Origin of the sequence: Pseudomonas sp. SBB6 (assembly GCF_024213215.1) — a bacterium.
In the GTDB taxonomy this organism is placed as follows: Bacteria; Pseudomonadota; Gammaproteobacteria; order Pseudomonadales; family Pseudomonadaceae; genus Aquipseudomonas; species Aquipseudomonas donghuensis.
Genome location: NZ_JANAVH010000002.1, coordinates 209,029 through 231,417, shown reverse-complemented (window position 1 = coordinate 231,417; position 22,389 = coordinate 209,029). Strand labels below are relative to the sequence as shown.

Here is a 22,389-nt window from a genome sequence, read left to right as displayed (position 1 = left end):
ACAATGGCTACCATCAAAGATGTCGCGGCACTGGCGGGGATTTCCTACACCACCGTGTCCCATGTACTGAACAAGACCCGCCCGGTCAGTGAGCCGGTGCGCCTCAAGGTCGAGGCGGCCATTGCCGAACTCGACTACGTGCCCAGCGCCGTGGCCCGCTCGCTCAAGGCGCGCAGCACCGCAACCATCGGCCTGCTGGTGCCCAACAGCGTCAACCCGTACTTCGCCGAACTGGCCCGGGGGATCGAGGACGGCTGCGAGCGCAACGGCTACTGCGTGATCCTCTGCAACTCCGACGACAACCCGCAAAAGCAGCGCAGCTATCTGCGCGTTCTGCTGGAAAAGCGCATTGATGGCCTGATCGTCGCCTCGGTCGGCGAAGACCGCGACCTGCTCGACAGCCTGGCCAGCGTGCGCACGCCGATGGTCATCGTCGACCGCGCCCTGGAGGGCGTGGCCGCCGACCTGGTACGCATCGACCATGAGCAGGGTGCTTACCTGGCCACCCGGCACCTGCTGGACCTGGGCCATCGCGAAATCGCCTGCATCGGCGGCCCGGCCAGCACCAGCGTTGCCCAGTTGCGCCTGGCCGGTTTCCATCGGGCGCTGGCCGAGGCTGGCGTTACTCCACGTCAGGACTGGCTGCTGAGCAGCGATTTCACCAGCCTCGGCGGTTATGCCGCGGCGGCGCTGCTGCTCGAAGGCGAGCGGCCGACGGCGATCTTCGCCGGCAACGACATGATCGGCATCGGCGTATTGCGCGCCGCTGCCGAGCGCAATATCTGCGTGCCCAGCGAGCTGTCGGTGATCGGCTTCGACGATATCCAGATCAGCCAGTACGTGTTCCCGGCGTTGACCACTGTCGGCCAGTCGATCCGCGAGCTGGGCGAAAACGCCGCCGAACTGCTGCTGCGGCGTATTGCCGAACCGCTGCGCGGCGCGCCGGAGCAGCGCATTGTCGCGCCGAGCATCGTCCTGCGTGAGTCGACTGCGCCGCGCCCCGACCTTTTCAATGATTACCGCTGAGAACGAGCCCGCACATGCACGCCAATGTAGTAGTGGTAGGTAGCCTGAACATGGACCTGGTAACGCGCGCCCAGCGCTTGCCGCGCGGCGGCGAAACCCTGGTGGGTGAAACCTTCGTCACGGTGCCCGGTGGCAAGGGGGCCAACCAGGCGGTGGCGGCGGCGCGCCTGGGGGCGCAGGTGGCGATGGTCGGCTGCGTCGGTGACGATGCCTATGGCCAGCAATTGCGTCAGGCCCTGGCCGATGAACAGATCGACTGCCAGGCGGTGAGCGTTGCTGCCGGTGTGTCCAGTGGCGTGGCGCTGATCGTGGTGGACGCCGCCAGCCAGAACGCCATCGTCATCATTGCCGGTGGTAACGGCCAGTTGCTGCCCGAATCAGTGCAGCGTTTTGATGCCTTGCTGCAACACGCCGACGTGATCATCTGCCAGTTGGAAGTGCCCATGGCGACCGTCGCCTACACCCTTGAACGGGGCAGGGCGCTGGGCAAGACAGTGATCCTCAATCCGGCGCCCGCCAGCGGCCCGCTGCCGGCCGAATGGTTTGCCAGCATTGACTACCTGATTCCCAATGAAAGCGAAGCCGAGGCCCTGAGCGGTGTGCCGGTCACTGACCCGGAAAGCGCCAAGGTTGCCGCCACGCGCTTGTTGGCATTGGGCGTGGGCAAAGTGATCGTCACCCTGGGGGCCCAGGGTGCGTTGTTTGCCGATGGCCAGGCGTTCAGGCATTTCCCCGCGCCGGTGGTGCAACCCGTGGACACCACGGCGGCCGGCGACACCTTTGTCGGCGGTTTCGCCGCGGCCCTGGCGCGCGGCGAAGAGGAGGGCGCAGCCATCGCCTTTGGCCAGCGCGCGGCGGCGCTGTCGGTCACCCGTGCCGGTGCGCAGCCTTCGATTCCACACCTTGCCGAGCTGCAGCCATGAAGAAGACCCCGTTGCTCAACATCGCCTTGTCGCGCCTGGTCGCCTCCCTTGGCCATGGTGACATCCTGCTGATCGGCGACGCCGGCCTGCCGGTGCCGCCAGGGGTGGAACTGATCGACCTGGCGTTGACGCCGGGTGTTCCGGATTTCGCCAGCACCCTGCGGGTGGTGCTGAGTGAAATGCAGGTCGAAAGCCACGTGCTGGCGAACGAAATCCTCCAGCATCAGCCGCCGGGCCTGACAACGGTCGAACAGTTGGCTGCCCAGGGCGAGTTGGGTGCCCGGCGCTTGCTCAGCCATGACGAGTTCAAGCAATTGAGCCGCAGCGCCCGCGCCATTGTGCGTACCGGTGAATGCCAGCCCTACAGCAACATCGCGCTGGTTGCCGGGGTGACCTTCTAGCGCTTTTCCCTCTGACCATAAGGACGTGTCTTATGTTGAGCTGTGCCAAACGATTGCTCCAAGGAGTACTGCTGATGTCCATGCTGTCGGCTGGCGCCCAGGCCGCGCCCATTGACCTGATTATTGATACCGACCCTGGCGCCGATGATGTGGTGGCGCTGTTCCTGGCCATGGCTTCGCCTGATGAGCTGAACATCCGCGCCATCACCACCGTGGCGGGCAACGTGCGCCTGGAAAAGACCTCGCGCAATGCCCGCCTGGCCCGGGAGTGGGCCGGGCGCGAAGAGATTCCGGTGTATGCCGGGGCGCCCAGGCCGCTGCTGCGCACGCCGATCTACGCCGCCGACATCCACGGTGAAGAAGGTTTGCCCGGTGTCACGGTCAGCGAGCCGCAGAAGGGGCTGGCCAACGGCAATGCGGTGCGCTACCTGATCGACACCTTGAGCAGCGCCAAGCCGCACAGCATCACCGTGGCCATGCTCGGGCCACAGACCAACCTGGCCCTGGCGCTGATCGAGGCGCCAGAAATCGTCAACGGCATCAAGGAAGTGGTGGTCATGGGCGGCGCCCACTTCAACGGCGGCAATATCACCCCGGTGGCCGAGTTCAACCTGTTCGCCGACCCCCACGCTGCCGAAGTGGTGCTCAAGAGTGGGGTCAAGCTGACCTACCTGCCGCTGGACGTCACCCACAAGGTGCTGACCAGCGAGGCCCGGCTGAAACAGATCGCCGACCTGAACAATGCGGCCAGCAAGCGCGTGGTGGATATTCTCAACGCCTACGTCAAGGCCGACATGAAGCACTATGGCATCCCTGGTGGGCCGGTGCATGACACCACGGTGATCGCTTACCTGCTCAAGCCCGAACTGTTCACGGGCCGCCAGGTATTCATGCAGGTCGACAGCCGTGATGGGCCGACCTTTGGCCAGACCATCACTGACTGGTACGGGGCCTTGAAGCAGCCGGCGAACGTCACCTGGATCGCCGACGGCGATGCCCAGGGCTTTTTCGACCTGCTCAGTAGCCGCCTGGCGCGTCTGCCGTAGCCGTATGGGCGTAACGTTCGAAGACCTGGTCGATGTAGCTGCGTGCGCCGTCGTGGCCCAGGTCTTTGACCAACAGGTCGACTGCGATCAGCATCAACTCCTCGGCGCTGGCCGGGCTGTAGGCGCTCTGGCCCTCGGGCCATTTGACCTTGATGTCGGCATCGATGGTGTGGCTTGTCATGATCAATCTCGAAAGAAAACTGCGCGCGCTGTCGGTTCAAATGCCGGGCCCTGGCGTTTGAAGGGGAGGCTGGCCTGCGCTCCGCCGATGTTTGCAGTAAATCATGGGCGCCACCTGCAGCGCACTGCGACTTAGGCATAAGCACAGGGTCGTGGCAAACTAACGGTGTTTTAGCTTGCCGGGACAGCGCAGTGCAGATCGATTTGACCAACCCCAACGACTTTACCCTCGACAACGTGCGGGCTCTGCTGGTGGCCGGAAATAGCGCGGTACACAATCAGCTGCGGGTCAGTCGCGCCGGCATTGCCTGGTTGTCCCAGGTCACCGGTGGCCGTGAGCTGGACGGCCTGGCCTTTCGTCTGGAAACCTGGGCTGCGGGCTCCGGTTGTGTCGGCCCGCAAGTGGCCGACGACGAGCGCTGGATACGGCAGGTGTACAACGCCCTGAAGAATAACTGGCCGAAACCTGCCAGCGACTACATCGACCTGTATTGAGATCGTGCAAAATCCGGTCACGATTGCCCTTGGCCCTGAGCGCTCTGGCTCGGGCACAATGGCCCGGTTTTGCAACGAAAAACCAGGAGTGCTGTCACATAGGCAGCATTCAAGTATTTAAGGAGGATTCATGTTCCGCACGCGTGCATCATTGGCAAGCCTGTTGGCCATCGCCGTACTGGCAGGTTGCAGCAGCACGGGTGGCTCTTCGTCGAAGGTCCCGGAAGACGTTGCCGCCAATACCGATGGCCGTTGCCAGGCCAGCGGCGCCGAGTTCGCCATCGGCAAGCCGGCCACCCCCGAGTTGCTCGAGCAGGCGCGTAAAGCCAGCGGCTCGCAGCTGGCCCGTGTGCTCAAGCCTCACGACGTCATGACCCTGGAATACCGCTCCGAGCGCCTGAACCTCAACGCCGACGAAAAAGGTGTGGTTACCCGCGTGAACTGCGGCTAAGCCCGGGGCCTCATCGCTGGCAAGCCAGCTCCCACAAGGGCGGTGCATGCAGTCCCTGTGGGAGCTGGCCTTGCCAGCGATGGGCTGCAAAGCAGCCCCAAAATACAGGCACAAAAAAACCCGCCACAAGGACGGGTTTTTTTATTCGGTCAGATCTTACTCTGGACGAACTTGTGCAGCCTGCATGCCCTTCTGGCCTTTTTCGGCAACGAAGGAGACAGTCTGGCCTTCCTTCAGGCTTTTGAAACCGTCGGTTTCGATAGCCTTGAAGTGAACGAACAGGTCGTCGCCGCCACCTTGTGGAGTGATGAAGCCGAAGCCTTTCTCATCGTTGAACCATTTTACGGTGCCGGTTTGGCGATTAGACATGGGTGTATCTCCAGGAAACATGATTTTCAGTAGTGCGGTGTTGCCGAGGCCAACAGGGTGCACGCCGACCATCATAGTCTAATTATGGGCTTGTAGCCCCTTTTACCTTCGCAGATTGCTGATCTGGAGCAAATTAGCGATGGATAACTGGCCCAAAGGCCTATTTTTTCGGGCCGCAGACCGCTGCGACCTTTTTTTGCGCGCGCTCCATTACAGCTGCATCTACGCCATCTTGCAGGGTATCCAGGTCCTTGATCTCCTTGTCGCTGAGGTTTTTTTCGAGCACGTCTCCGGCGCATTTGCAGTGCTGTTCGGCTTTATCCATTGCCAGGCCTTGCTTCTGCGCCTGAGCTACGCAGGACGTCTGGTAGTTGGCGGGTAGCTTGCCGGCATGGGCTCCCAGCGGCAGCAGCAGGGCAGATGCAGCCGCCAGGGCCAGAAGAGACTGAAGAAGTCGCATAACCAACACTCCTTGGGGTCGAGTCTCACAAGAGTAGGACGCTTCACCAACTCTGAGCGGAAAAAATCCGCGCAAGTTCACCGCCAAGGCATATTTTCCGAATATTTCTGCCCAGCCGGTCAATCTGCCCGCAATCGCCCGAAAGCTTTGTGCTAGCATGCGTGGCTTGAGCTCGCCGCCGGCTTTTTCTTGCAGCTTGCGGCTTGCAGCTCCCAACTGTTTTTTTACTATTCCAGTCACTCTGGTTCGTTCCCTGGCAGGCCTTCGGGCTTCTGCCACTGTGAGGCAGGCTTTGCTTGTGCAAAGACAGGGGCGGATCGCGTACTGGCTCATCCCAACCCACGTGACCTTTGGTAGGGGTCACCACTAGGAGAGGAGGCGCCATGCCCATTATTACTCTTCCCGATGGCAGTCAACGTTCATTCGACAAGGCAGTTTCGGTTGCCGAAGTCGCCGCATCCATTGGTGCGGGCCTCGCTAAAGCCACCGTCGCCGGCAAGGTCGACGGCAAGCTGGTCGACGCCTGCGACCTGATCGAAAACGATGCCAGCCTGCAAATCATCACGCCCAAGGACGAAGAGGGGCTGGAGATCATCCGTCACTCGTGCGCCCACCTGGTCGGCCACGCGGTCAAGCAGCTGTACCCGACTGCGCGCATGGTCATCGGTCCGGTCATCGACGAAGGCTTCTATTACGACATCGCCTACGAGCGTCCTTTCACGCCCGAAGACATGGCGGCGATCGAACAGCGCATGCAGCAACTGATCGACACCGAATACGACGTCATCAAGAAGGTCACTCCGCGCGCCGAAGTGATCGACGTGTTCAAGGCCCGCGGCGAAGACTACAAGCTGCGCCTGGTCGAGGACATGCCGGATGAACAGGCCATGGGCCTGTACTACCACGAAGAATACGTCGACATGTGCCGCGGCCCGCACGTGCCGAACACCCGTTTCCTGAAATCCTTCAAGCTGACCAAGCTGTCCGGCGCCTACTGGCGCGGCGACGCTAAAAACGAGCAGCTGCAGCGCGTGTACGGCACCGCCTGGGCCGACAAGAAGCAGCTGGCTGCTTACATTCAGCGCATCGAAGAAGCCGAAAAACGCGACCACCGCAAGATCGGCAAGCGCCTGGGCCTGTTCCACCTCCAGGAAGAAGCGCCGGGCATGGTGTTCTGGCACCCGAACGGCTGGACCCTGTACCAGGTACTGGAACAGTACATGCGCAAGGTGCAGCGCGAGAACGGCTACCTGGAGATCAAGACTCCGCAGGTTGTTGACCGTTCGCTGTGGGAAAAGTCTGGCCACTGGGCCAACTATGCCGACAACATGTTCACCACCCAGTCGGAAAACCGCGACTACGCCATCAAGCCGATGAACTGCCCATGCCACGTGCAGGTGTTCAACCAGGGCCTGAAGAGCTACCGCGAGCTGCCGCTGCGTCTGGCCGAGTTCGGTGCCTGCCACCGTAACGAGCCGTCGGGTGCGCTGCACGGCATCATGCGTGTACGTGGCTTCACCCAGGACGACGCGCACATCTTCTGCACCGAAGAGCAGATGCAGTCCGAATCCGCCGCGTTCATCAAGCTGACCATGGATGTCTACGCCGACTTCGGCTTCAAGGACATCGAAATGAAGCTCTCGACCCGCCCTGAAAAGCGCGTCGGTTCCGATGAGCTGTGGGATCGCGCCGAAGCCGCACTGGCCGCCGCCCTCGACAGCGCTGGCCTGCCGTACGACCTGCAGCCGGGCGAAGGTGCCTTCTACGGGCCGAAGATCGAGTTCTCGCTGAAGGATTGCCTGGGTCGCGTCTGGCAGTGTGGTACCCTGCAGCTCGACTTCAACCTGCCGATTCGTCTGGGCGCCGAATTCGTCTCCGAAGACAACGGCCGCAAGCATCCGGTGATGCTGCACCGTGCAATCCTCGGTTCGTTCGAGCGTTTCGTCGGAATTCTCATCGAGCATTACGAAGGTGCATTCCCGGCCTGGCTCGCGCCAACCCAGGCGGTGATCATGAATATCACCGACAAGCAGGCCGAATTCGCCCAGAATGTTGAAAAAACTCTCAATGAAAGCGGGTTCCGTGCCAAGTCCGACTTGAGAAATGAGAAAATCGGCTTTAAAATCCGCGAGCATACTTTGCTCAAGGTCCCTTACCTTTTGGTTATAGGGGATCGCGAAGTCGAAACGCAAACCGTCGCTGTGCGTACTCGTGAAGGCGCTGACCTGGGCTCGATGCCCGTCGCTCAATTCGCTGAATTCCTCGCTCAAGCGGTTTCCCGGCGTGGTCGCCAAGAATCGGAGTAATTACTATTAAGCGTGAAATGAGAAACGATAAACGAGCTGCACCGAAGGCCCCGATCAACGAGAATATCTCGGCACGCGAGGTTCGGTTAATTGGCGCTGACGGCGAGCAGATTGGCATCGTCTCGATTGATGAAGCGCTTCGTATCGCTGAAGAAGCGAAGCTGGACCTGGTAGAGATCTCTGCCGACGCAGTACCGCCTGTCTGCAAAGTCATGGACTACGGCAAGCACCTCTTCGAAAAGAAGAAGCAAGCTAACGAGGCCAAGAAGAATCAGAAGCAGGTCCAGATTAAAGAAATCAAGTTTCGTCCAGGGACGGAGGAGGGGGATTACCAGGTAAAACTACGCAACCTGGTACGTTTCCTGAGTGATGGGGACAGGGCCAAGATTTCCTTGAGATTTCGTGGTCGTGAGATGGCCCACCAGGAGCTGGGTATGGAACTGTTGAAGCGGGTCGAAACTGACCTTTTGGAATACGGTTCCGTCGAACAGCATCCTAAGATGGAAGGACGCCAGCTGATCATGGTCATCGCACCCAAGAAAAAGAAATAACCACCAGGGCACGGCAGGCCTTGCGGTTATGTTTATCAACTGAATGCGGAGTATCCGAACATGCCAAAAATGAAAACCAAAAGCGGTGCAGCCAAGCGTTTCTTGAAAACGGCTAACGGCATCAAGCACAAACACGCTTTCAAGAGCCACATCCTGACCAAAATGTCGACCAAGCGTAAGCGTCAACTTCGTGGTAGCAGCTTGCTGAACCCGTCGGACGTGGCAAAAGTCGAGCGCATGCTGCGCCTTCGTTAATTTTTGGTTCTAGATAGAGGAAGTTACTCATGGCTCGTGTAAAGCGTGGCGTCATCGCTCGTAAGCGTCACAAGAAAATTCTGAAACTGGCTAAAGGCTACTACGGCGCTCGCTCGCGCGTATTCCGTGTTGCCAAGCAAGCGGTCATCAAGGCAGGCCAATACGCCTACCGCGACCGTCGTCAGAAAAAACGTCAGTTCCGCGCTCTGTGGATCGCTCGTATCAACGCTGGTGCGCGTATCAACGGTCTGTCCTACAGCCGCCTGATCGCTGGCCTGAAAAAAGCGTCGATCGAAATCGACCGCAAGGTTCTGGCCGATCTGGCAGTGAACGAAAAAGCGGCGTTTGCTGCGATTGTCGAGAAAGCTAAAGCCTCGCTGGCTTAAGTACCCCCGACAATCACCAGGTGTCATTTCCGGCACCTGGTGTTAAACGTCTTAATAGGGGAAGAGCCTGCGCTCTTCCCCTATTTCGTATCTGGAGTCTGTACATGGAAAACCTGGACGCGCTGGTCTCCCAAGCCCTGGAGGCCGTGGAACGCGCTGAAGACATCAATGCCCTGGAACAGATCCGGGTGCACTTCCTTGGCAAGAAAGGCGAACTGACCCAGGTGATGAAGACCCTGGGCAATCTGCCTGCCGAAGAGCGGCCAAAGGTTGGCGCGCTGATCAACGACGCCAAGGAACGCGTCACCGAGGTCCTCAACGCGCGCAAGGCGGCGTTTGAAGAGGCCGAGCTCAGCGCCCGTCTGGCTGCCGAGTGCATTGATGTAACCCTGCCGGGCCGTGGCCAGACCTCCGGTGGTCTGCATCCGATCACCCGTACCCTGGAACGCATCGAGCAGTTCTTCACCCACATCGGCTACGGCATCGCCGAAGGCCCTGAGGTCGAAGACGACTACCACAACTTCGAAGCGCTCAACATTCCCGGCCACCACCCGGCCCGGGCAATGCACGACACCTTCTATTTCAATGCCAACATGCTGCTGCGTACCCACACCTCGCCGGTGCAGGTGCGGACCATGGAGTCCACCCAGCCGCCCATCCGCATTGTCTGCCCGGGCCGCGTTTACCGCTGCGACTCGGACCTGACCCACTCGCCGATGTTCCACCAGGTCGAAGGCCTGTTGATCGATCGCGACATCAATTTCGCCGACCTCAAAGGCACCATCGAAGAATTCCTGCGGGTGTTCTTCGAAAAAGAGCTGGCGGTGCGTTTCCGTCCGTCGTTCTTCCCCTTCACCGAGCCTTCGGCTGAAGTCGATATCCAGTGCGTGATGTGCAGCGGCAAAGGCTGCCGTGTGTGCAAGCAGACTGGCTGGCTGGAAGTCATGGGCTGCGGCATGGTTCACCCCAACGTGCTGCGCATGTCGGGCATCGACCCCGAAGAGTTCCAGGGCTTTGCCTTTGGCATGGGTGCCGAGCGCCTGGCCATGCTGCGTTACGGCGTCAACGATTTGCGCCTGTTCTTCGACAACGACTTGCGGTTCCTTGCGCAATTTCGCTAGGTCGCGCACCCGTAACGAATCTTTCAGGAGAGCAGGATGAAATTCAGTGAAAAGTGGCTGCGCGGTTGGGTCAACCCGCAGGTATCCCGTGACGATCTGGTCGCCCGTCTGTCGATGGCAGGCCTTGAGGTCGACAGCGTCACCCCGGCCGCCGGCCAGTTCAGCGGCATCATCGTCGGTGAGGTGCTGAGCACCGAACAGCACCCCGATGCCGACAAGCTGCGCGTGTGCCAGGTCAGCAGTGGCAGCGAGACCTTCCAGGTAGTGTGCGGCGCGCCTAACGTGCGCCCTGGCCTGAAGATCCCGTTCGCCATGATCGGCGCCGAACTGCCGGGCGACTTCAAGATCAAGAAAGCCAAGCTGCGTGGCGTTGAATCCAACGGCATGCTCTGCTCGGCGGCCGAGCTGCAGATCAGCGAAGAAAACGACGGCCTGCTGGAGCTGGCTGCCGACGCCCCGGTTGGCGAAGACATTCGCGTGTACCTGGACCTGGACGACGCCAGCATCGAGATCGGCCTGACCCCGAACCGTGGCGACTGCCTGTCTGTAGCTGGCCTGGCCCGTGACGTGGGTGCCTTGTACGACGTACCGGTTACCCGTCTGCAAGTGCCGGCTGTTGCCGCCGCTCACGACGAAGTGCGTCCGGTTGAAGTGCTGGCGCCCGCTGCCTGCCCACGCTACCTGGGCCGCGTTATCCGTAACGTCGACCTGTCCAAGCCGACCCCGCTGTGGATGGTCGAGCGTCTGCGTCGCTCCGACGTGCGCAGCATCGACGCTGCCGTCGACATCACCAACTACGTGATGCTCGAACTCGGCCAGCCGATGCACGCCTTCGATCTCGCCGAGATCAATGGCGGCATCCGCGTGCGCATGGCTGAAGAGGGCGAGAAACTGGTATTGCTGGACGGCCAGGAAGTTACCCTGCGTCCCGACACCCTGGTGATCGCCGACCACAGCCGCGCCCTGGCCATTGCCGGCGTGATGGGTGGTGAGCACAGTGGCGTTGCCGCTGGCACCCGTGACATCTTCCTCGAGAGCGCCTTCTTCGAGCCGATCTCCGTCGCTGGCAAGGCACGTTCCTACGGCCTGCACACCGATGCCTCGCACCGCTACGAGCGTGGCGTCGACTCGCAACTGGCGCGCGAAGCCATCGAGCGCGCGACTGGCCTGCTGCTGGAGATCGTTGGCGGCGAAGCGGGTCCTGTGATCGACGTGACCAGCGAAGCGCACCTGCCCAAGGTTGCACCGATCACCCTGCGCGCCGAGCGCCTGAGCCAGATGCTGGGCATGGAAATGGCCAGCGCCGACGTCGAGCAACTGCTCAACGGCCTGGGCCTGAAAACCACCGCTGGGGAAGGGCAGTGGCAGGTCGAAGTACCTAGCCATCGCTTCGACATCAGCCTGGAAGTCGACCTGATCGAAGAACTGGCGCGCCTGTACGGCTACAACCGCCTGCCGGTACGTTACCCGCAAGCGCGCCTGGCCCCGCAGGCCAAAGCCGAAGCGCGTGGCGACCTGCCAGCGCTGCGTCGCCTGCTGGTGGCCCGTGGTTACCAGGAAGCCATCACCTACAGCTTCATCGACCCGAAACTGTTCGAACTGTTCAGCCCGGGCGTCGAGCCGCTGCTGCTGGCCAACCCGATTTCCAGCGATATGGCGGCCATGCGTGCCTCCCTGTGGCCGGGCCTGGTCAAGTCGCTGCAGCACAACCTCAACCGTCAGCAAGACCGCGTGCGCCTGTTCGAAAGCGGCTTGCGCTTCGTCGGCCAGCTGGGCGACCTCGAGCAGCAGCCAATGCTCGCCGGTGTCGTCTGCGGCAGCCGCCTGCCGGAAGGCTGGGCTAACGGTCGCGACAGCATCGACTTCTTCGACGTCAAGGCTGATGTCGAGGCGCTGCTGGGCTTCTCCGGCTCGCTGGCCGAGTTCAGCTTCGTGCCAGGCAAACACCCGGCGCTGCACCCGGGCCAGACGGCACGCATCGAGCGTGACGGTCGCGAAGTCGGCTACCTGGGTGCCATCCACCCGGAGCTGGCCAAGACCTTGGGCCTGGATCGTCCGGTGTACGTCTTCGAGCTGGTCCTGGGTGAAGTGGCCGAAGGCCGCCTGCCGAAGTTCAGCGAGCTGTCGAAATTCCCGGAAGTGCGTCGTGACCTGGCCTTGGTGGCAGGACGTGATGTTGCTTCGAGTTCGGTGCTTGAAGTAATTCGTGACAATGCAGGCGAATGGCTCACGGACCTCAGGCTGTTTGATGTTTATCAGGGTAAAGGTATTGATCCTGATAGAAAAAGCCTGGCCGTCGGCTTGACCTGGCAGCATCCATCGCGCACTCTTAATGATGAAGAGGTGAATACTGCAACCCAGAACATCCTCACCTCGCTCGAACAAAGGTTGAACACCACGTTAAGGAAATAGCGTATGGGTGCTCTGACGAAAGCTGAGATGGCCGAACGGCTGTACGAGGAGCTGGGCCTGAACAAGCGCGAGGCCAAGGAATTGGTCGAGCTGTTCTTTGAGGAAATCAGGCACGCTCTTGAAGACAACGAGCAGGTCAAATTGTCCGGATTCGGCAATTTCGACCTGCGCGACAAGCGCCAGCGGCCGGGCCGTAACCCCAAGACTGGGGAAGAAATCCCGATCACGGCGCGTCGGGTTGTCACCTTTCGTCCAGGGCAGAAGTTGAAAGCCCGAGTTGAGGCCTATGCTGGAACCAAGTCATAACGACGAGCTTCCGCCGATTCCAGGCAAACGCTACTTCACCATTGGTGAAGTGAGCGAGCTTTGCGCGGTAAAACCGCACGTGCTCCGCTACTGGGAGCAGGAATTCCCGCAACTCAACCCGGTAAAGCGCCGCGGTAACCGGCGGTACTATCAGCGCCAGGACGTGCTGATGATCCGCCAGATCCGCGCGCTGCTGTACGACCAAGGCTTCACCATCGGCGGGGCGCGCCTGCGCCTCTCTGGCGATGAAGCCAAGGACGACACCACCCAGTACAAGCAACTGATCCGGCAGATGATTGTCGAGTTGGAAGACGTGTTGGTGGTGCTGAAGAAGTAACCCTTATCGGGCCCGGAATTTTGGAAAAAATGCTTCCATAATTCAAAAGGTTAGGGTACATTCTTCAACGTTCTCAGCAACAAGGGGAACATGCTTCAAGCCCAGTCGGGGCGTAGCGCAGCCCGGTAGCGCACTTGCATGGGGTGCAAGGGGTCGAGTGTTCGAATCACTCCGTCCCGACCATATAATTCAACGACTTAGCCACCTTCGGGTGGCTTTGTTGTTTCTGGGATAGGGCACTTTTTGGTTGAATTGGCCTTGTCCAATATCCCGATCTTCTCCTCAGAATAGTCAGTGCTGGTCCTCGTGAAGCAGTGGCTCACATCGTATTTGTCGCCTCTATCAACTGGTAAGCCCGGCTTCCGAGTTGTGGCTGCTGGTGCTCCCGTTCTTGAGATTAACCTTAATGAAAGGCCTGAGGTGCTTGGGCATCAATGTGCCGGGGTAATTTGAATTGGATTCTTAGATATTTGATTTAATTGACTAATGTGAGTTTGTAAGTTTCTTTGGAATACCAACTGGAATACCGCGAGGAGTTGGATTGAGCAATATGCTTCGTATCCGTATCTTTCCGAGGACGGCCAAAAGCAATCTCTGTTTACTCGAAACCGGGCAAGCTGAGCATGCCTCCTGAGGTGCGTTTGCCAAAGCCGCTGGGCATGAGGATTTTGTGCTTCTTCATCTCTTCGAGTACCGCCAACCATTCGGTTTTGCCAAAGCGCAGCTTGGTGTCGTTCCAGCTATGCATGACTTCGTCCACGATGGCTTCATCGGAAACCGGGCGGCCTTCGAGGATAAAGTCGTTCCAGGCGGCATAGAGCGTCACAGTCATTTCGCAACGATCCGTATCCCAGTCCCGCATTAGCTCGATCACCTGCTCAATGGTGACGCGCTCAACGGCCGACCAGGCGCTGCTATACGCCTGCCGATGTTTCCCTGCTTGGGAAAGCGGGCGGTAAGCATGGCCAACAGTCTCGCGCTCGATGCGCTCGTACCACTGTCGGTTTTGCAACTCACCTTCGATCTGATTCATCAACTGGCGATCGTGGGGACCCGCGGCATCGCGCAGGTAAGCGCCCTGGATAGCGGCAAGCTTGACTGCATGCTCGGCCAGGTAAATCACTTTCTGCAGCTTGCGTTGGCCGAAGGTACGTTGGCTATGTAGCCGGTGAGTGATTTCTGCTGCGAGTAGGGTGCGAGCTACTTGCCGATCTGTGGCAATTGGAGCCTGCTGGCCATCTTCGGTAAGGGCTCGTTCGACTAGAGTGCTGGCCAACTGTTCGTTGAGCTGCCGGGCCTGGGTTAGTCGGGTTTTGAGTTGGTCGCAGAGGATCATCAGTCGATCGACTTTGGCGACGATGCGGTGCTGTTCAATAACTGGCGGTAGAGGTAGAACAGTGTCTTTAATTTTCCCCAGGTTCAGATTCGGCTGCGCGCCTCCAGCCGCGAGCAAACGAATATCGTCATAGCTCTTAACGAAGAAATATTTCACAAACCGCCGGTGCGACTCGTCTTGATCAAGGAGTTGAATTGCGGCACATGCTTGATTCGTACAAGCATCTATCAATAACTCGGAAATCTGGCCTCGTGTTTTTCCTTGACCGTACATGGCGATGATCAGCGTATGTGGTGGGTAAACGGTTAGGTTTGTCTCCGTTAGTGCAAGGGGCGAAACCTTCTGCTCTGACTCATGGATATAGTCTTGTGATGTCTCGCCGCTCGTCACCCAGTTAATCGTTGCCGGCGCAAAATACTTAGGATTTGTTCTGAGTGGGGTTGCCCCCGTTCCTACTTGCGCAATTTCTTCTAAGCGGACCCACTCCCAGTTTTCCGGTAACTCAAACGATTTTTCAGTCTCAGTGATCTGCGCTGGCGGCCTCTGTTTCTTGAGCTTGCCTTCCGCTACCAGCCGCGCCTTCTCTTCTGAAACCCGCTTCAGTAACTCGCTGGCCGGCTCATCGCAGGGCTCTTGTGGAACCAGTTTGCCCATCACGGCTAGTTGCAGAATTGTTTGCTTGAGGGCATCAATGCTGTGTTCGGTTATGAACAGGGTTTGGAAGTGTTCCACCAGGCGCTGCCAGTTGGTGGCGAACCCGGCGGCGTCGCTAGCTTGGGTCAGACTGCCGAGCAGCGCTTGCACTAGTTGGGCGTGGGCGTTTCCGGCGTCGGCCTGCTGGGCTTCCAGGCAGTCGCACAGAGCCATTAATTCATCGACTTTGGCGACGATGCGGTGTTGTTCCTCCATGGGGGCGAGCGGGATTAACAGCCCTTTTAGCGCAGTTCCGTTTACATTTGGTTGCCCGGTGCCCATTGAGTTGGCATAAAGCTGCTTCCAATAAAACTGAGACCCCAAAAACACCTTCGTGAAGTCAGGGTATATAGAGTCAAGGCGGCCAATTCGTATCAGATATGAGGCAAACACAGCTGAATGGATAAGCCCTGAAACAAGATACGACTTTCCAATGGTCCCTCCTGTTCGAGCAATAACGATATCGCCATCTTTCAGCTCATAACCGGTAATTTCGCTCGGGGAAATGTCACATCCAGGAACGTTATCCCAGTTGACTCCATCATTTTGGATGTCAGTGATCCTGAGAAGTAAGGGCTCTCCGCCTTGGTGATTAGCGGATGCAGTGAAGCCATATTGAACATCACTAGAAATCCGCCCAAGCTGGGACCACTCCCATCCTGCCGGTAGCTCAAACGGCCTTTCCTCATTTGCAATCTCAGCCAGCGGCTTCTGCTTCTTGAGCTTCCCCTCAGCCACCAACTGCTCCTTCTCCGCCGCAATCCGCTTCAGTATTTCACTGGCCGGCTCATCACTTGGATCTTGCGGCACCAACTTGCCGCGCACTGCCAGTTCCAGAATCAGCTCGCGCAGCTTCTTAATGCCATTCGGAGCGCCGGCAAGCAGTGGGAGGTTGTCCGTGAGCAACGCGGTCATGCCTGACGCCCCAGCGCTTCGGCCAGTACCACTTTGAGCTGATCGCGCAGGTCGCTGATTTCGCCTTGCAGAGCAACGTAGTTGTGTAGCAGCTCGAGCGGGTCGTGGCTGATCTGTTCGCCGATATGCGGGTTTTTGCAGTCCAGGTTCCAGTTGCGCGCTTGCAGATCTTCGACACTGACCTTCCAGGCGAATTCGTTCTTCACTCGTGCGGCAAAGCCGTCGGCCTCGCTGCCCCACCAGGCTTCCTCGACGGCGAACTCTTCGATACGCATGGGACGGGTCTTGGAGTAGTTCTTTACGCCTGTCGGGTACTGGTGTTCGTAGAACCACACCTGTTTGGTCGGTGTGCCTTTGGTGAAGAACAGCAGGTTGGTCTTGATTCCGGTGTAGGGATTAAACACGCCGTTGGGCAGACGAACGATGGTGTGCAGGTTGCACTCAGTGAGCAGCTTTTCCTTAATGCGGCTTTTGATGCCTTCGCCGAACAGGAAGCCATCGGGTAGCACCACGGCGGCGCGGCCACCATCTTTGAGCAACTGCATGATCAAAACCAGAAACAGGTCGGCAGTTTCACGGGTGCGAAAGGCGGCGGGGAAGTTGGTTTCAATGCCGTCTTCTTCCATGCCTCCGAACGGTGGGTTGGCGACGATGCAATGTACACGCTCGCTCGGGCCCCAACTGATCAACGGTTTGCTCAGGGTGTTGTCATGGCGTATCTGACTGGGCACCTCAATGCCGTGCAGGATCATATTGGTGGTGGCTAACAGGTGCGGCAGCGGCTTTTTCTCCACGCCGAAGATGCTGGCCTGCAGGGTGCGTTCGTCCTCGGCGGTTTTTACATAGCGGCTGCGCTTGTGTTCGATGGCGCAGGTGAGGAAGCCACCCGTGCCGCAGGCCGGGTCCATAACCTTTTCGTCCAGCTTGGGGTCGACCATGCGTACCATAAATTCGGTGACCGGGCGCGGGGTGTAGAACTCGCCGGCGTTGCCCGCGTTCTGCAGGTCGCGCAGCAGTTGCTCGTAGAGGTTGCCGAACTCGTGGCGTTCCTGAGCCTTGTTGAAGTCCACACCTTCCTGAATTTTGTTGATCACCTGGCGCAGCAACTGGCCTGACTTCATGTAGTTGTAGGCGTCTTCAAACACGCTACGTACCACAAAGGCCGAAGGCGTGTTGCTGTACTCATTCAGATTCTGCAACTGGGGGAATAGGTTGTTGTCGAGAAAGTCTTTGAGCGCATCGCCGGTCATACCTTCCGGATCGGCAGCCCAGGTACGCCAGCGGCAACTATCGGGAATGGGCGAACGGTAGTTGTCATCCATTAACTCCCATTCCAGCTCGCGGTCATCGAAGATTTTCAGGAACAGCAGCCAAACCAACTGGCCGATACGCTGGGCGTCGCCGTCTACGCCAACGTCTTTGCGCATGATGTCCTGGATGGACTTGATGGTGGAGCTAATGGACATGAAGTTCTCTCAACGCGTACCGCAAGGGGGGCGAAATTCTACAGGATAGTGTGGACGGCTGCTTTGGCAGGTCGTCGGCTGTTGGCCGTTAGCTTGCGTAAAGTTCGTCTTCCAGTTCGTGGATAGCCTTGTTGTAGCCAGCCTTGCCGCCAAAGGCTTTGACCAGCTCGATGGGCGCACCGAACTGGCTGAAAGGGTCGAGCTGCAGGATCTTGATGTCCTCAATATGCTCGATGCCGGTATCGGCGTATTTATCCAGCAAGGCCTCCAGTACTTGGCGGGCTGCGCCAGAGTACTTGGCGAAATAGTTGCGTTTTTTCACCTGCTCGGCTCGCTCGCGCCGTGATAGGGCGGGCTGATCGAATGCGACATGGCAAATAAGATCGAACGGATCGAGCGGCTTGCCCTGTTTCTTTTCCACTTCTTCGGCCAAGGCTTCCCACATCACACCCTGGACTGCCATCTCCTCAATGATGACTTTCTTTTGGTCGGAATCACTCCAACGCCGAAGGAAGTCATCCAGAGAGGCGAATTGCTTTTGCACGCAGGTGCGGGTGTAGTCGTGCAGCGATTCGGTGATCAGTCGGCCATCTGGGCCGTAGTACTGCACACGCTCGGCGATGACGTAAATCGGGACGTTGTCGATGACGTATTTTATGCGTTTTTTGCCCTCATCTTCGCCGGTAAATTCCAGGTCATCGCTCTCGTTATCGTTGCCTGCGCTGATGCCGTCTTCATCGGCAAGCGGATCGTCCGGCGGTACGGGCGAGTCATCACTGTCGGGGGCGTAGATCACCACCGGGTCGCCGTCGAAGGCTGGGTCCGCAAATAGCTCGGTAGCCTTTTTGAAGTCCATGATGGTGAACCAGTACTTGCCGTAGTCCTCGTTGATGCGAGTGCCACGACCGATGATTTGCTTGAACTCGGTCATCGATTTGATGTGCTGGTCGAGCACGATCAGCTTGCAGGTCTGAGCATCGACGCCGGTGGTCATCAGCTTGCTGGTGGTGGCAATCACCGGGTAGCGTTCTTCCGGGTTGATGAAGTTATCCAGCTCAGCCTTGCCTTCCTGATCATCGCCGGTGATACGCATGACGTATTTGCGATTCTCGGCCACTCGCTCGGGGTTTAGGTTGACTAGTGCCTGGCGCATGCGCTCGGCGTGGTTGATGTCGTCGCAGAAGACGATGGTTTTCTGAAACGGATCGGTAGCCTTGAGGAGTTCGGTGACCTTCTGCGCAACCAGTTGGGTGCGCGCCTCGATAACCAGGGTGCGGTCCATGTCCTTGAGGTTGTAGATGCGGTCTTCGATCAGCTCGCCATTTTTATCGAGCATGCCTTTGGGTGGCCGCCAGCCTTGCAGGTCTTTGTCGAAGTCGATGCGCACCACTTTGTAGGGGGCGAGAAAGCCGTCTTCGATGCCTTGCTTCAAGGTGTAGCTGTAAATAGGCTCACCGAAGTAGGTGATGCTGGATACCTCTTTGGTCTCCTTCGGTGTGGCGGTAAGGCCGACATGGGTGGCGCTGGAGAAGTAGTCTAGGATTTCACGCCAGGCGGAATCCTCGGAGGCGCTGCCACGGTGGCATTCGTCGATCACGATCAGGTCGAAGAAGTCGCGGGAGAACTGCTTGTAGATGTTCATCTCTTCATCAGTACCAGTGACGGCCTGATAGAGCGACAGGTAGATTTCGTAGGAGGTATCGATCTGGCGTTTGGCGATTTTGGTCATCGCCTGGCCGAAGGGCTTGAAGTCGTTGTTTTTGGTCTGGTCGACCAAGATGTTGCGGTCGGCCAGAAACAGGATGCGTTTCTTCTGTTTCGATTTCCACAATCGCCAGATGATTTGGAAAGCGGTGTAGGTCTTACCGGTACCCGTGGCCATCACCAGTAGGATACGGTCTTGGCCACGCGCTACGGCTTCGACGGTACGGTTGATAGCATTCATTTGGTAATAACGCGGCATACGTCCGGAGCCGTCGTCGTAGTAGGGCGCTTCGATCTTGTGCTGGGAAGTATTATCCAGCCCCTTCCACTGGCAGTAGCGCTGCCAAAGTTCGGCAGGGCTGGGGAATTGATCAAGGGTGAGTTCGGTTTCTACCTGGCTGCCTGTGCCACTGCGGTCGTGAAACAGGAAACCATCGCCATTGCTGGAGAACACGAACGGTACGTCCAGCGCCTCTGCATAGCCCAGGGCTTGCTGCATGCCGGAGCCAACGGAGTGTTTGTTGTCCTTCGCTTCGATTACAGCGATAGGCAGGTTGGCTTGGTGGTAGAGGATGAAATCTGCACGGCGGGCTTCGCCACGGCTGTGAAGTTTACCCCGGACGATAATGCGGCCTTTGGTAAAGCTAACTTCCTCGCGCACCTGCTTGTGCATGTCCCATCCAGCTTGTTGAACGGCTGGGGCTATGTACTTGCTGCAGATGTCCCGCTCGGAAAGTGATTTCTTGTCCATGACTGGCTATGTCCCTATGACGTCCAGCGGACTTTATCAGAAGGGCTAGAGGCATGCTGCCAGTATCAACAGCGGGGTTCTCAGGATTCGGCTATCAGGCTAGCGTATGCCTGGTAACGGCTGAGACTCTATGGGTTTTCTTCATGCATGATGCAAGCGTTTGCATCGTTGGTTCGTCAGTGTGGATAACGCCTTGGCTCAGCATCGCTTCATGCAGTGCATATAACAGCGCTGGAGTTGCCGCGGCTAAGTCAGACTCACTTCGCCAGTGTCGTGCATGCAATCGGCAAGTCTGTGCAGAAGATTTTTTACTCAGCAAATAATTCTACTTGCGGCATGATCAAGGGAGAACTACTATCTCTTCAACTTGATGAAGTAGAGTTATTTGCAGTGGAAGCCATTGAGCTCAGCAATCACGCCCAAATTCGCACGGCCATGGTCTTCAGGACTCAGGCTCCTCAAGAGTCGCCGGACGGAAACGTGCGGGCTTTGGCCATCAGGGATTTGGTATCGGCCAAACCACTTCAATGGGATGAGCTTCCGCGCATTTCCATTGACGAAAGCCTGCTCGGCCAGTGCTTACAGCCTGGCGATGTTGTCATCCCTTCCAGGGGCGACTATTACAGATCGTGGGTCTACGAAGGTTCGAATGCGCCGGTATTCCCGCTGGGTCAGCTGAATATCATCACACCTGATGCCAGGCTGGATGCGCGCTATCTCGCATGGTACCTGAATAAAAAATCGACTCAGGCAAAGCTGGGCTCAATGTTGACCGGGACGAGCATCAAAGCGCTCACTAAAATTGCGCTGCTTAGCTTGCAGGTAGAGCTGCCAGACTTTGCCAAGCAGCTGCTGATCGCCGATTTGGATCGCACCACCCAGCGGATTGGCGCCATACGCCATCGTTTGAATGAGTTGGATAAAGAAGAGATGGCGTACCTGACGTCGACTTTCCTGCACGCAGAGGACAGCAGTCATGGCTGATCATAACAGGGACGCTACGATTCGCATGGCTATCGCTAAAATCTTTGACGTCTTCCGAGGGGGCAGTCCTTGCGAAGAAAGCAAACACTTTGTCCTGCCCATGCTGGTACTGAAATACCTCTCTGACGTCTCTGACTCCGATTGCGGCGTTCGCTTGAGCTATCGGGTACCAAGGCAGGCGCATTTCCAGGAGCTCAAGCGCGCCCGCTTTGGACCTAATAACGGTGAGCGCATCAATAGCGCACTGCGCTTGATCGAGCAGGCGAACGACGATCTCTACGGCATGTTCGACAGTGTCGATTTCTGTTCAGCCAAGCTCGGCGCGACGGAGCGGGCAGACATCTTGCTTAGCCGGTTATTGGAAGCATTCGACGTTCCCGTCCTGAATTTCGCTGTGGGGCATCGTGAGGTGCCAGGTGCCGCTGCGGAGGTATGTGATGCGCTGTGGGCCTTTGTAGATGAGGCTAGTGGCAAGCGCGATGGGGAGGCCGTGACTCCCCCAGACGTCTCGCGAATGCTGACCCGACTGGTGCGCCCTGCAGCGGGTGAATCCGTTTATGACTCGTGCCTCGGCGTGGGCGGTTCCTTGATCGAATGCGGCAAACAGGCTCGCCTTTCCAATGTAGGGCAGGGCGCAAGTCTGTATGGCCAGGAAGTAAATGCAGACGCTTTGGCATTTGCTCGGATGAATATGGTTTTGCATGGCGAGGATAACTACTGCCTTGAATGGGGTGACAGCCTGCGAAGCCCTACGCTGCTAAGTCCGGTTGGTGACCTGATGACGTTCGATATCGTAGTGTCACAGCCTCCCTTTTCAATGCGGGAGTGGGGGCATGAAGATGCAGCCCATGATTCGTTCGGACGTTATCTGCGCGGAATCCCGCCTCGCAGCTCGGCAGACTTCGCATTCATTAGCCACATGCTCAAAAGCCTGAAGCCCAATGGCCGTATGGCAGTGGTGGTGTCGCTCGGCGTACTGTTCCGCAGTGGGGTGGAAGGCCAGATTCGCATGCACTTGGTTCGCGACAAGTTGATTGATGCGGTGATAGCACTTCCTCCCAAGCTTTTCACTCACACGGGGATCCCGACGGCTATTTTGCTGCTGCGTAAAGACAGAAAAGCAGATGACGTGCTGTTCATTGATGCTAGCCGCACGTTTGAGCCTGGAAAGATTCGCAATCGCTTGAGCGAGAGGGACTTGAGTTTCATTGACGCCGCCTACCAGGCGAGGAGCGACGTGCCTCAGCTTGCGCGAGTGGTGTCACAGGCTGAGATTGCGCAGCACGATTACAACCTCTCGGTTGCGCGCTATGTCGAGCACATCGAAATGGAGGAACCGGTTGATGTAGGTGTGCTACGGGCTGAGCGGCTGCAGCTCGAATGTGAGCTGGCGAGCCTTGAAGAAAAGCTGGAAGGTTTGCTCGCGCGGATCGGATATGACTACCGAGGTGTACCCAACCCATAAAAAGCAAAAACCCCGCAGCTCGGCGGGGTTCTTACTCTGGGTACACGGGC

Annotated in this window: 22 protein-coding genes and 1 tRNA gene; 17 read left to right on the top strand and 6 right to left on the bottom strand. The window is 58.3% G+C overall.

What is annotated here, in order from left to right; all coding sequences use genetic code 11:
* Positions 1–3: 3 nt before the first annotated feature.
* The 4 genes from NLX68_RS04355 to NLX68_RS04340 all read left to right on the top strand — a co-directional run bounded on the left by NLX68_RS04355 (position 4) and on the right by NLX68_RS04340 (position 3,396).
* Positions 4–1,026 (top strand): LacI family DNA-binding transcriptional regulator, encoded by a 1,023-nt coding sequence (locus tag NLX68_RS04355; protein WP_254282875.1) that lies wholly within the window; start codon positions 4–6, stop codon positions 1,024–1,026.
* A gap of 14 nt (positions 1,027–1,040) precedes the next feature.
* Complete coding sequence (rbsK, locus tag NLX68_RS04350) at positions 1,041–1,949, top strand: ribokinase (RefSeq protein ID WP_254282873.1); 909 nt, start codon at positions 1,041–1,043, stop codon at positions 1,947–1,949.
* Complete coding sequence (rbsD, locus tag NLX68_RS04345) at positions 1,946–2,350, top strand: D-ribose pyranase (RefSeq protein ID WP_254282870.1); 405 nt, start codon at positions 1,946–1,948, stop codon at positions 2,348–2,350. The genes rbsK and rbsD overlap by 4 nt, the downstream gene beginning before the upstream one ends.
* A gap of 74 nt (positions 2,351–2,424) precedes the next feature.
* On the top strand, positions 2,425–3,396 hold the full coding sequence (locus tag NLX68_RS04340) for a nucleoside hydrolase (RefSeq protein WP_254282869.1): 972 nt from the start codon (positions 2,425–2,427) through the stop codon (positions 3,394–3,396).
* Here NLX68_RS04340 and NLX68_RS04335 read toward each other — a convergent pair.
* On the bottom strand, positions 3,368–3,577 hold the full coding sequence (locus tag NLX68_RS04335; RefSeq protein ID WP_010222421.1) for a hypothetical protein: 210 nt from the start codon (positions 3,575–3,577) through the stop codon (positions 3,368–3,370). The genes NLX68_RS04340 and NLX68_RS04335 overlap by 29 nt on opposite strands.
* Before the next feature lie 191 nt (positions 3,578–3,768).
* Here NLX68_RS04335 and NLX68_RS04330 point away from each other — a divergent pair, with 191 nt between their 5' ends.
* Both NLX68_RS04330 and NLX68_RS04325 read left to right on the top strand, forming a co-directional pair.
* Positions 3,769–4,071, top strand: a complete 303-nt coding sequence (locus tag NLX68_RS04330; RefSeq protein ID WP_254282867.1) for a hypothetical protein — start codon at positions 3,769–3,771, stop codon at positions 4,069–4,071.
* A 130-nt stretch (positions 4,072–4,201) separates the two neighbouring features.
* Entirely contained in the window at positions 4,202–4,522 is a 321-nt protein-coding gene (locus tag NLX68_RS04325) for an I78 family peptidase inhibitor (protein WP_254282865.1), read from the top strand.
* Between the two features lie 156 nt (positions 4,523–4,678).
* Here NLX68_RS04325 and NLX68_RS04320 read toward each other — a convergent pair whose 3' ends face one another.
* Both NLX68_RS04320 and NLX68_RS04315 read right to left on the bottom strand, forming a co-directional pair.
* The gene (locus NLX68_RS04320) at positions 4,679–4,891 is read right to left on the bottom strand and encodes a cold-shock protein (protein ID WP_007956027.1); all 213 of its coding nucleotides are present in this window, start codon (positions 4,889–4,891) and stop codon (positions 4,679–4,681) included.
* A 160-nt stretch (positions 4,892–5,051) separates the two neighbouring features.
* Positions 5,052–5,351 (bottom strand): hypothetical protein, encoded by a 300-nt coding sequence (locus NLX68_RS04315; protein ID WP_254283314.1) that lies wholly within the window; start codon positions 5,349–5,351, stop codon positions 5,052–5,054.
* 383 nt (positions 5,352–5,734) lie between these two features.
* On the opposite strand from NLX68_RS04315, the gene thrS reads away from it, so the two are divergent.
* From thrS to NLX68_RS04270, 9 genes are all read left to right on the top strand, one after another.
* The gene (gene thrS, locus NLX68_RS04310; protein WP_010222416.1) at positions 5,735–7,657 is read left to right on the top strand and encodes a threonine--tRNA ligase; all 1,923 of its coding nucleotides are present in this window, start codon (positions 5,735–5,737) and stop codon (positions 7,655–7,657) included.
* Positions 7,657–8,208, top strand: a complete 552-nt coding sequence (gene infC / locus NLX68_RS04305; RefSeq protein WP_174242331.1) for a translation initiation factor IF-3 — start codon at positions 7,657–7,659, stop codon at positions 8,206–8,208. Before thrS ends, infC begins: the two co-directional genes overlap by 1 nt.
* Positions 8,209–8,268: 60 nt before the next feature.
* Positions 8,269–8,463 carry a 50S ribosomal protein L35 gene (gene rpmI, locus NLX68_RS04300; protein WP_045194535.1) on the top strand — a complete coding sequence of 65 codons (195 nt, stop codon included), beginning with the start codon at positions 8,269–8,271 and terminating at the stop codon, positions 8,461–8,463.
* A gap of 29 nt (positions 8,464–8,492) precedes the next feature.
* Positions 8,493–8,849: a 50S ribosomal protein L20 gene (gene rplT, locus NLX68_RS04295; protein ID WP_010222414.1), complete on the top strand. Its 357-nt coding sequence runs from the start codon at positions 8,493–8,495 to the stop codon at positions 8,847–8,849.
* Between the two features lie 104 nt (positions 8,850–8,953).
* A complete protein-coding gene (pheS, locus tag NLX68_RS04290) occupies positions 8,954–9,970 on the top strand; it encodes a phenylalanine--tRNA ligase subunit alpha (protein WP_010222413.1) in 1,017 nt (338 codons plus the stop codon).
* Between the two features lie 36 nt (positions 9,971–10,006).
* On the top strand, positions 10,007–12,382 hold the full coding sequence (pheT, locus tag NLX68_RS04285; protein WP_254282863.1) for a phenylalanine--tRNA ligase subunit beta: 2,376 nt from the start codon (positions 10,007–10,009) through the stop codon (positions 12,380–12,382).
* A gap of 3 nt (positions 12,383–12,385) precedes the next feature.
* On the top strand, positions 12,386–12,688 hold the full coding sequence (gene ihfA / locus NLX68_RS04280; RefSeq protein WP_002553164.1) for an integration host factor subunit alpha: 303 nt from the start codon (positions 12,386–12,388) through the stop codon (positions 12,686–12,688).
* Complete coding sequence (locus tag NLX68_RS04275; RefSeq protein WP_010222411.1) at positions 12,669–13,025, top strand: MerR family transcriptional regulator; 357 nt, start codon at positions 12,669–12,671, stop codon at positions 13,023–13,025. Before ihfA ends, NLX68_RS04275 begins: the two co-directional genes overlap by 20 nt.
* A gap of 106 nt (positions 13,026–13,131) precedes the next feature.
* Positions 13,132–13,208 (top strand) — tRNA-Pro (locus NLX68_RS04270).
* Positions 13,209–13,623: 415 nt separating this feature from the next.
* On the opposite strand, the gene NLX68_RS04265 is transcribed toward NLX68_RS04270, so the two are convergent.
* From NLX68_RS04265 to hsdR, 3 genes are all read right to left on the bottom strand, one after another.
* Complete coding sequence (locus tag NLX68_RS04265) at positions 13,624–15,969, bottom strand: restriction endonuclease subunit S (RefSeq protein ID WP_254282860.1); 2,346 nt, start codon at positions 15,967–15,969, stop codon at positions 13,624–13,626.
* Positions 15,966–17,435 (bottom strand): class I SAM-dependent DNA methyltransferase, encoded by a 1,470-nt coding sequence (locus NLX68_RS04260; RefSeq protein ID WP_254282859.1) that lies wholly within the window; start codon positions 17,433–17,435, stop codon positions 15,966–15,968. The genes NLX68_RS04265 and NLX68_RS04260 overlap by 4 nt, the downstream gene beginning before the upstream one ends.
* Before the next feature lie 88 nt (positions 17,436–17,523).
* On the bottom strand, positions 17,524–19,890 hold the full coding sequence (gene hsdR, locus NLX68_RS04255; protein WP_254282856.1) for an EcoAI/FtnUII family type I restriction enzme subunit R: 2,367 nt from the start codon (positions 19,888–19,890) through the stop codon (positions 17,524–17,526).
* A 294-nt stretch (positions 19,891–20,184) separates the two neighbouring features.
* On the opposite strand from hsdR, the gene NLX68_RS04250 reads away from it, so the two are divergent.
* Together NLX68_RS04250 and NLX68_RS04245 are read left to right on the top strand one after the other, a co-directional pair.
* A complete protein-coding gene (locus NLX68_RS04250) occupies positions 20,185–20,874 on the top strand; it encodes a hypothetical protein (RefSeq protein WP_254282854.1) in 690 nt (229 codons plus the stop codon).
* A complete protein-coding gene (locus tag NLX68_RS04245) occupies positions 20,867–22,339 on the top strand; it encodes a class I SAM-dependent DNA methyltransferase (RefSeq protein ID WP_254282852.1) in 1,473 nt (490 codons plus the stop codon). The genes NLX68_RS04250 and NLX68_RS04245 overlap by 8 nt, the downstream gene beginning before the upstream one ends.
* The last annotated feature ends 50 nt before the right edge of the window (positions 22,340–22,389 follow it).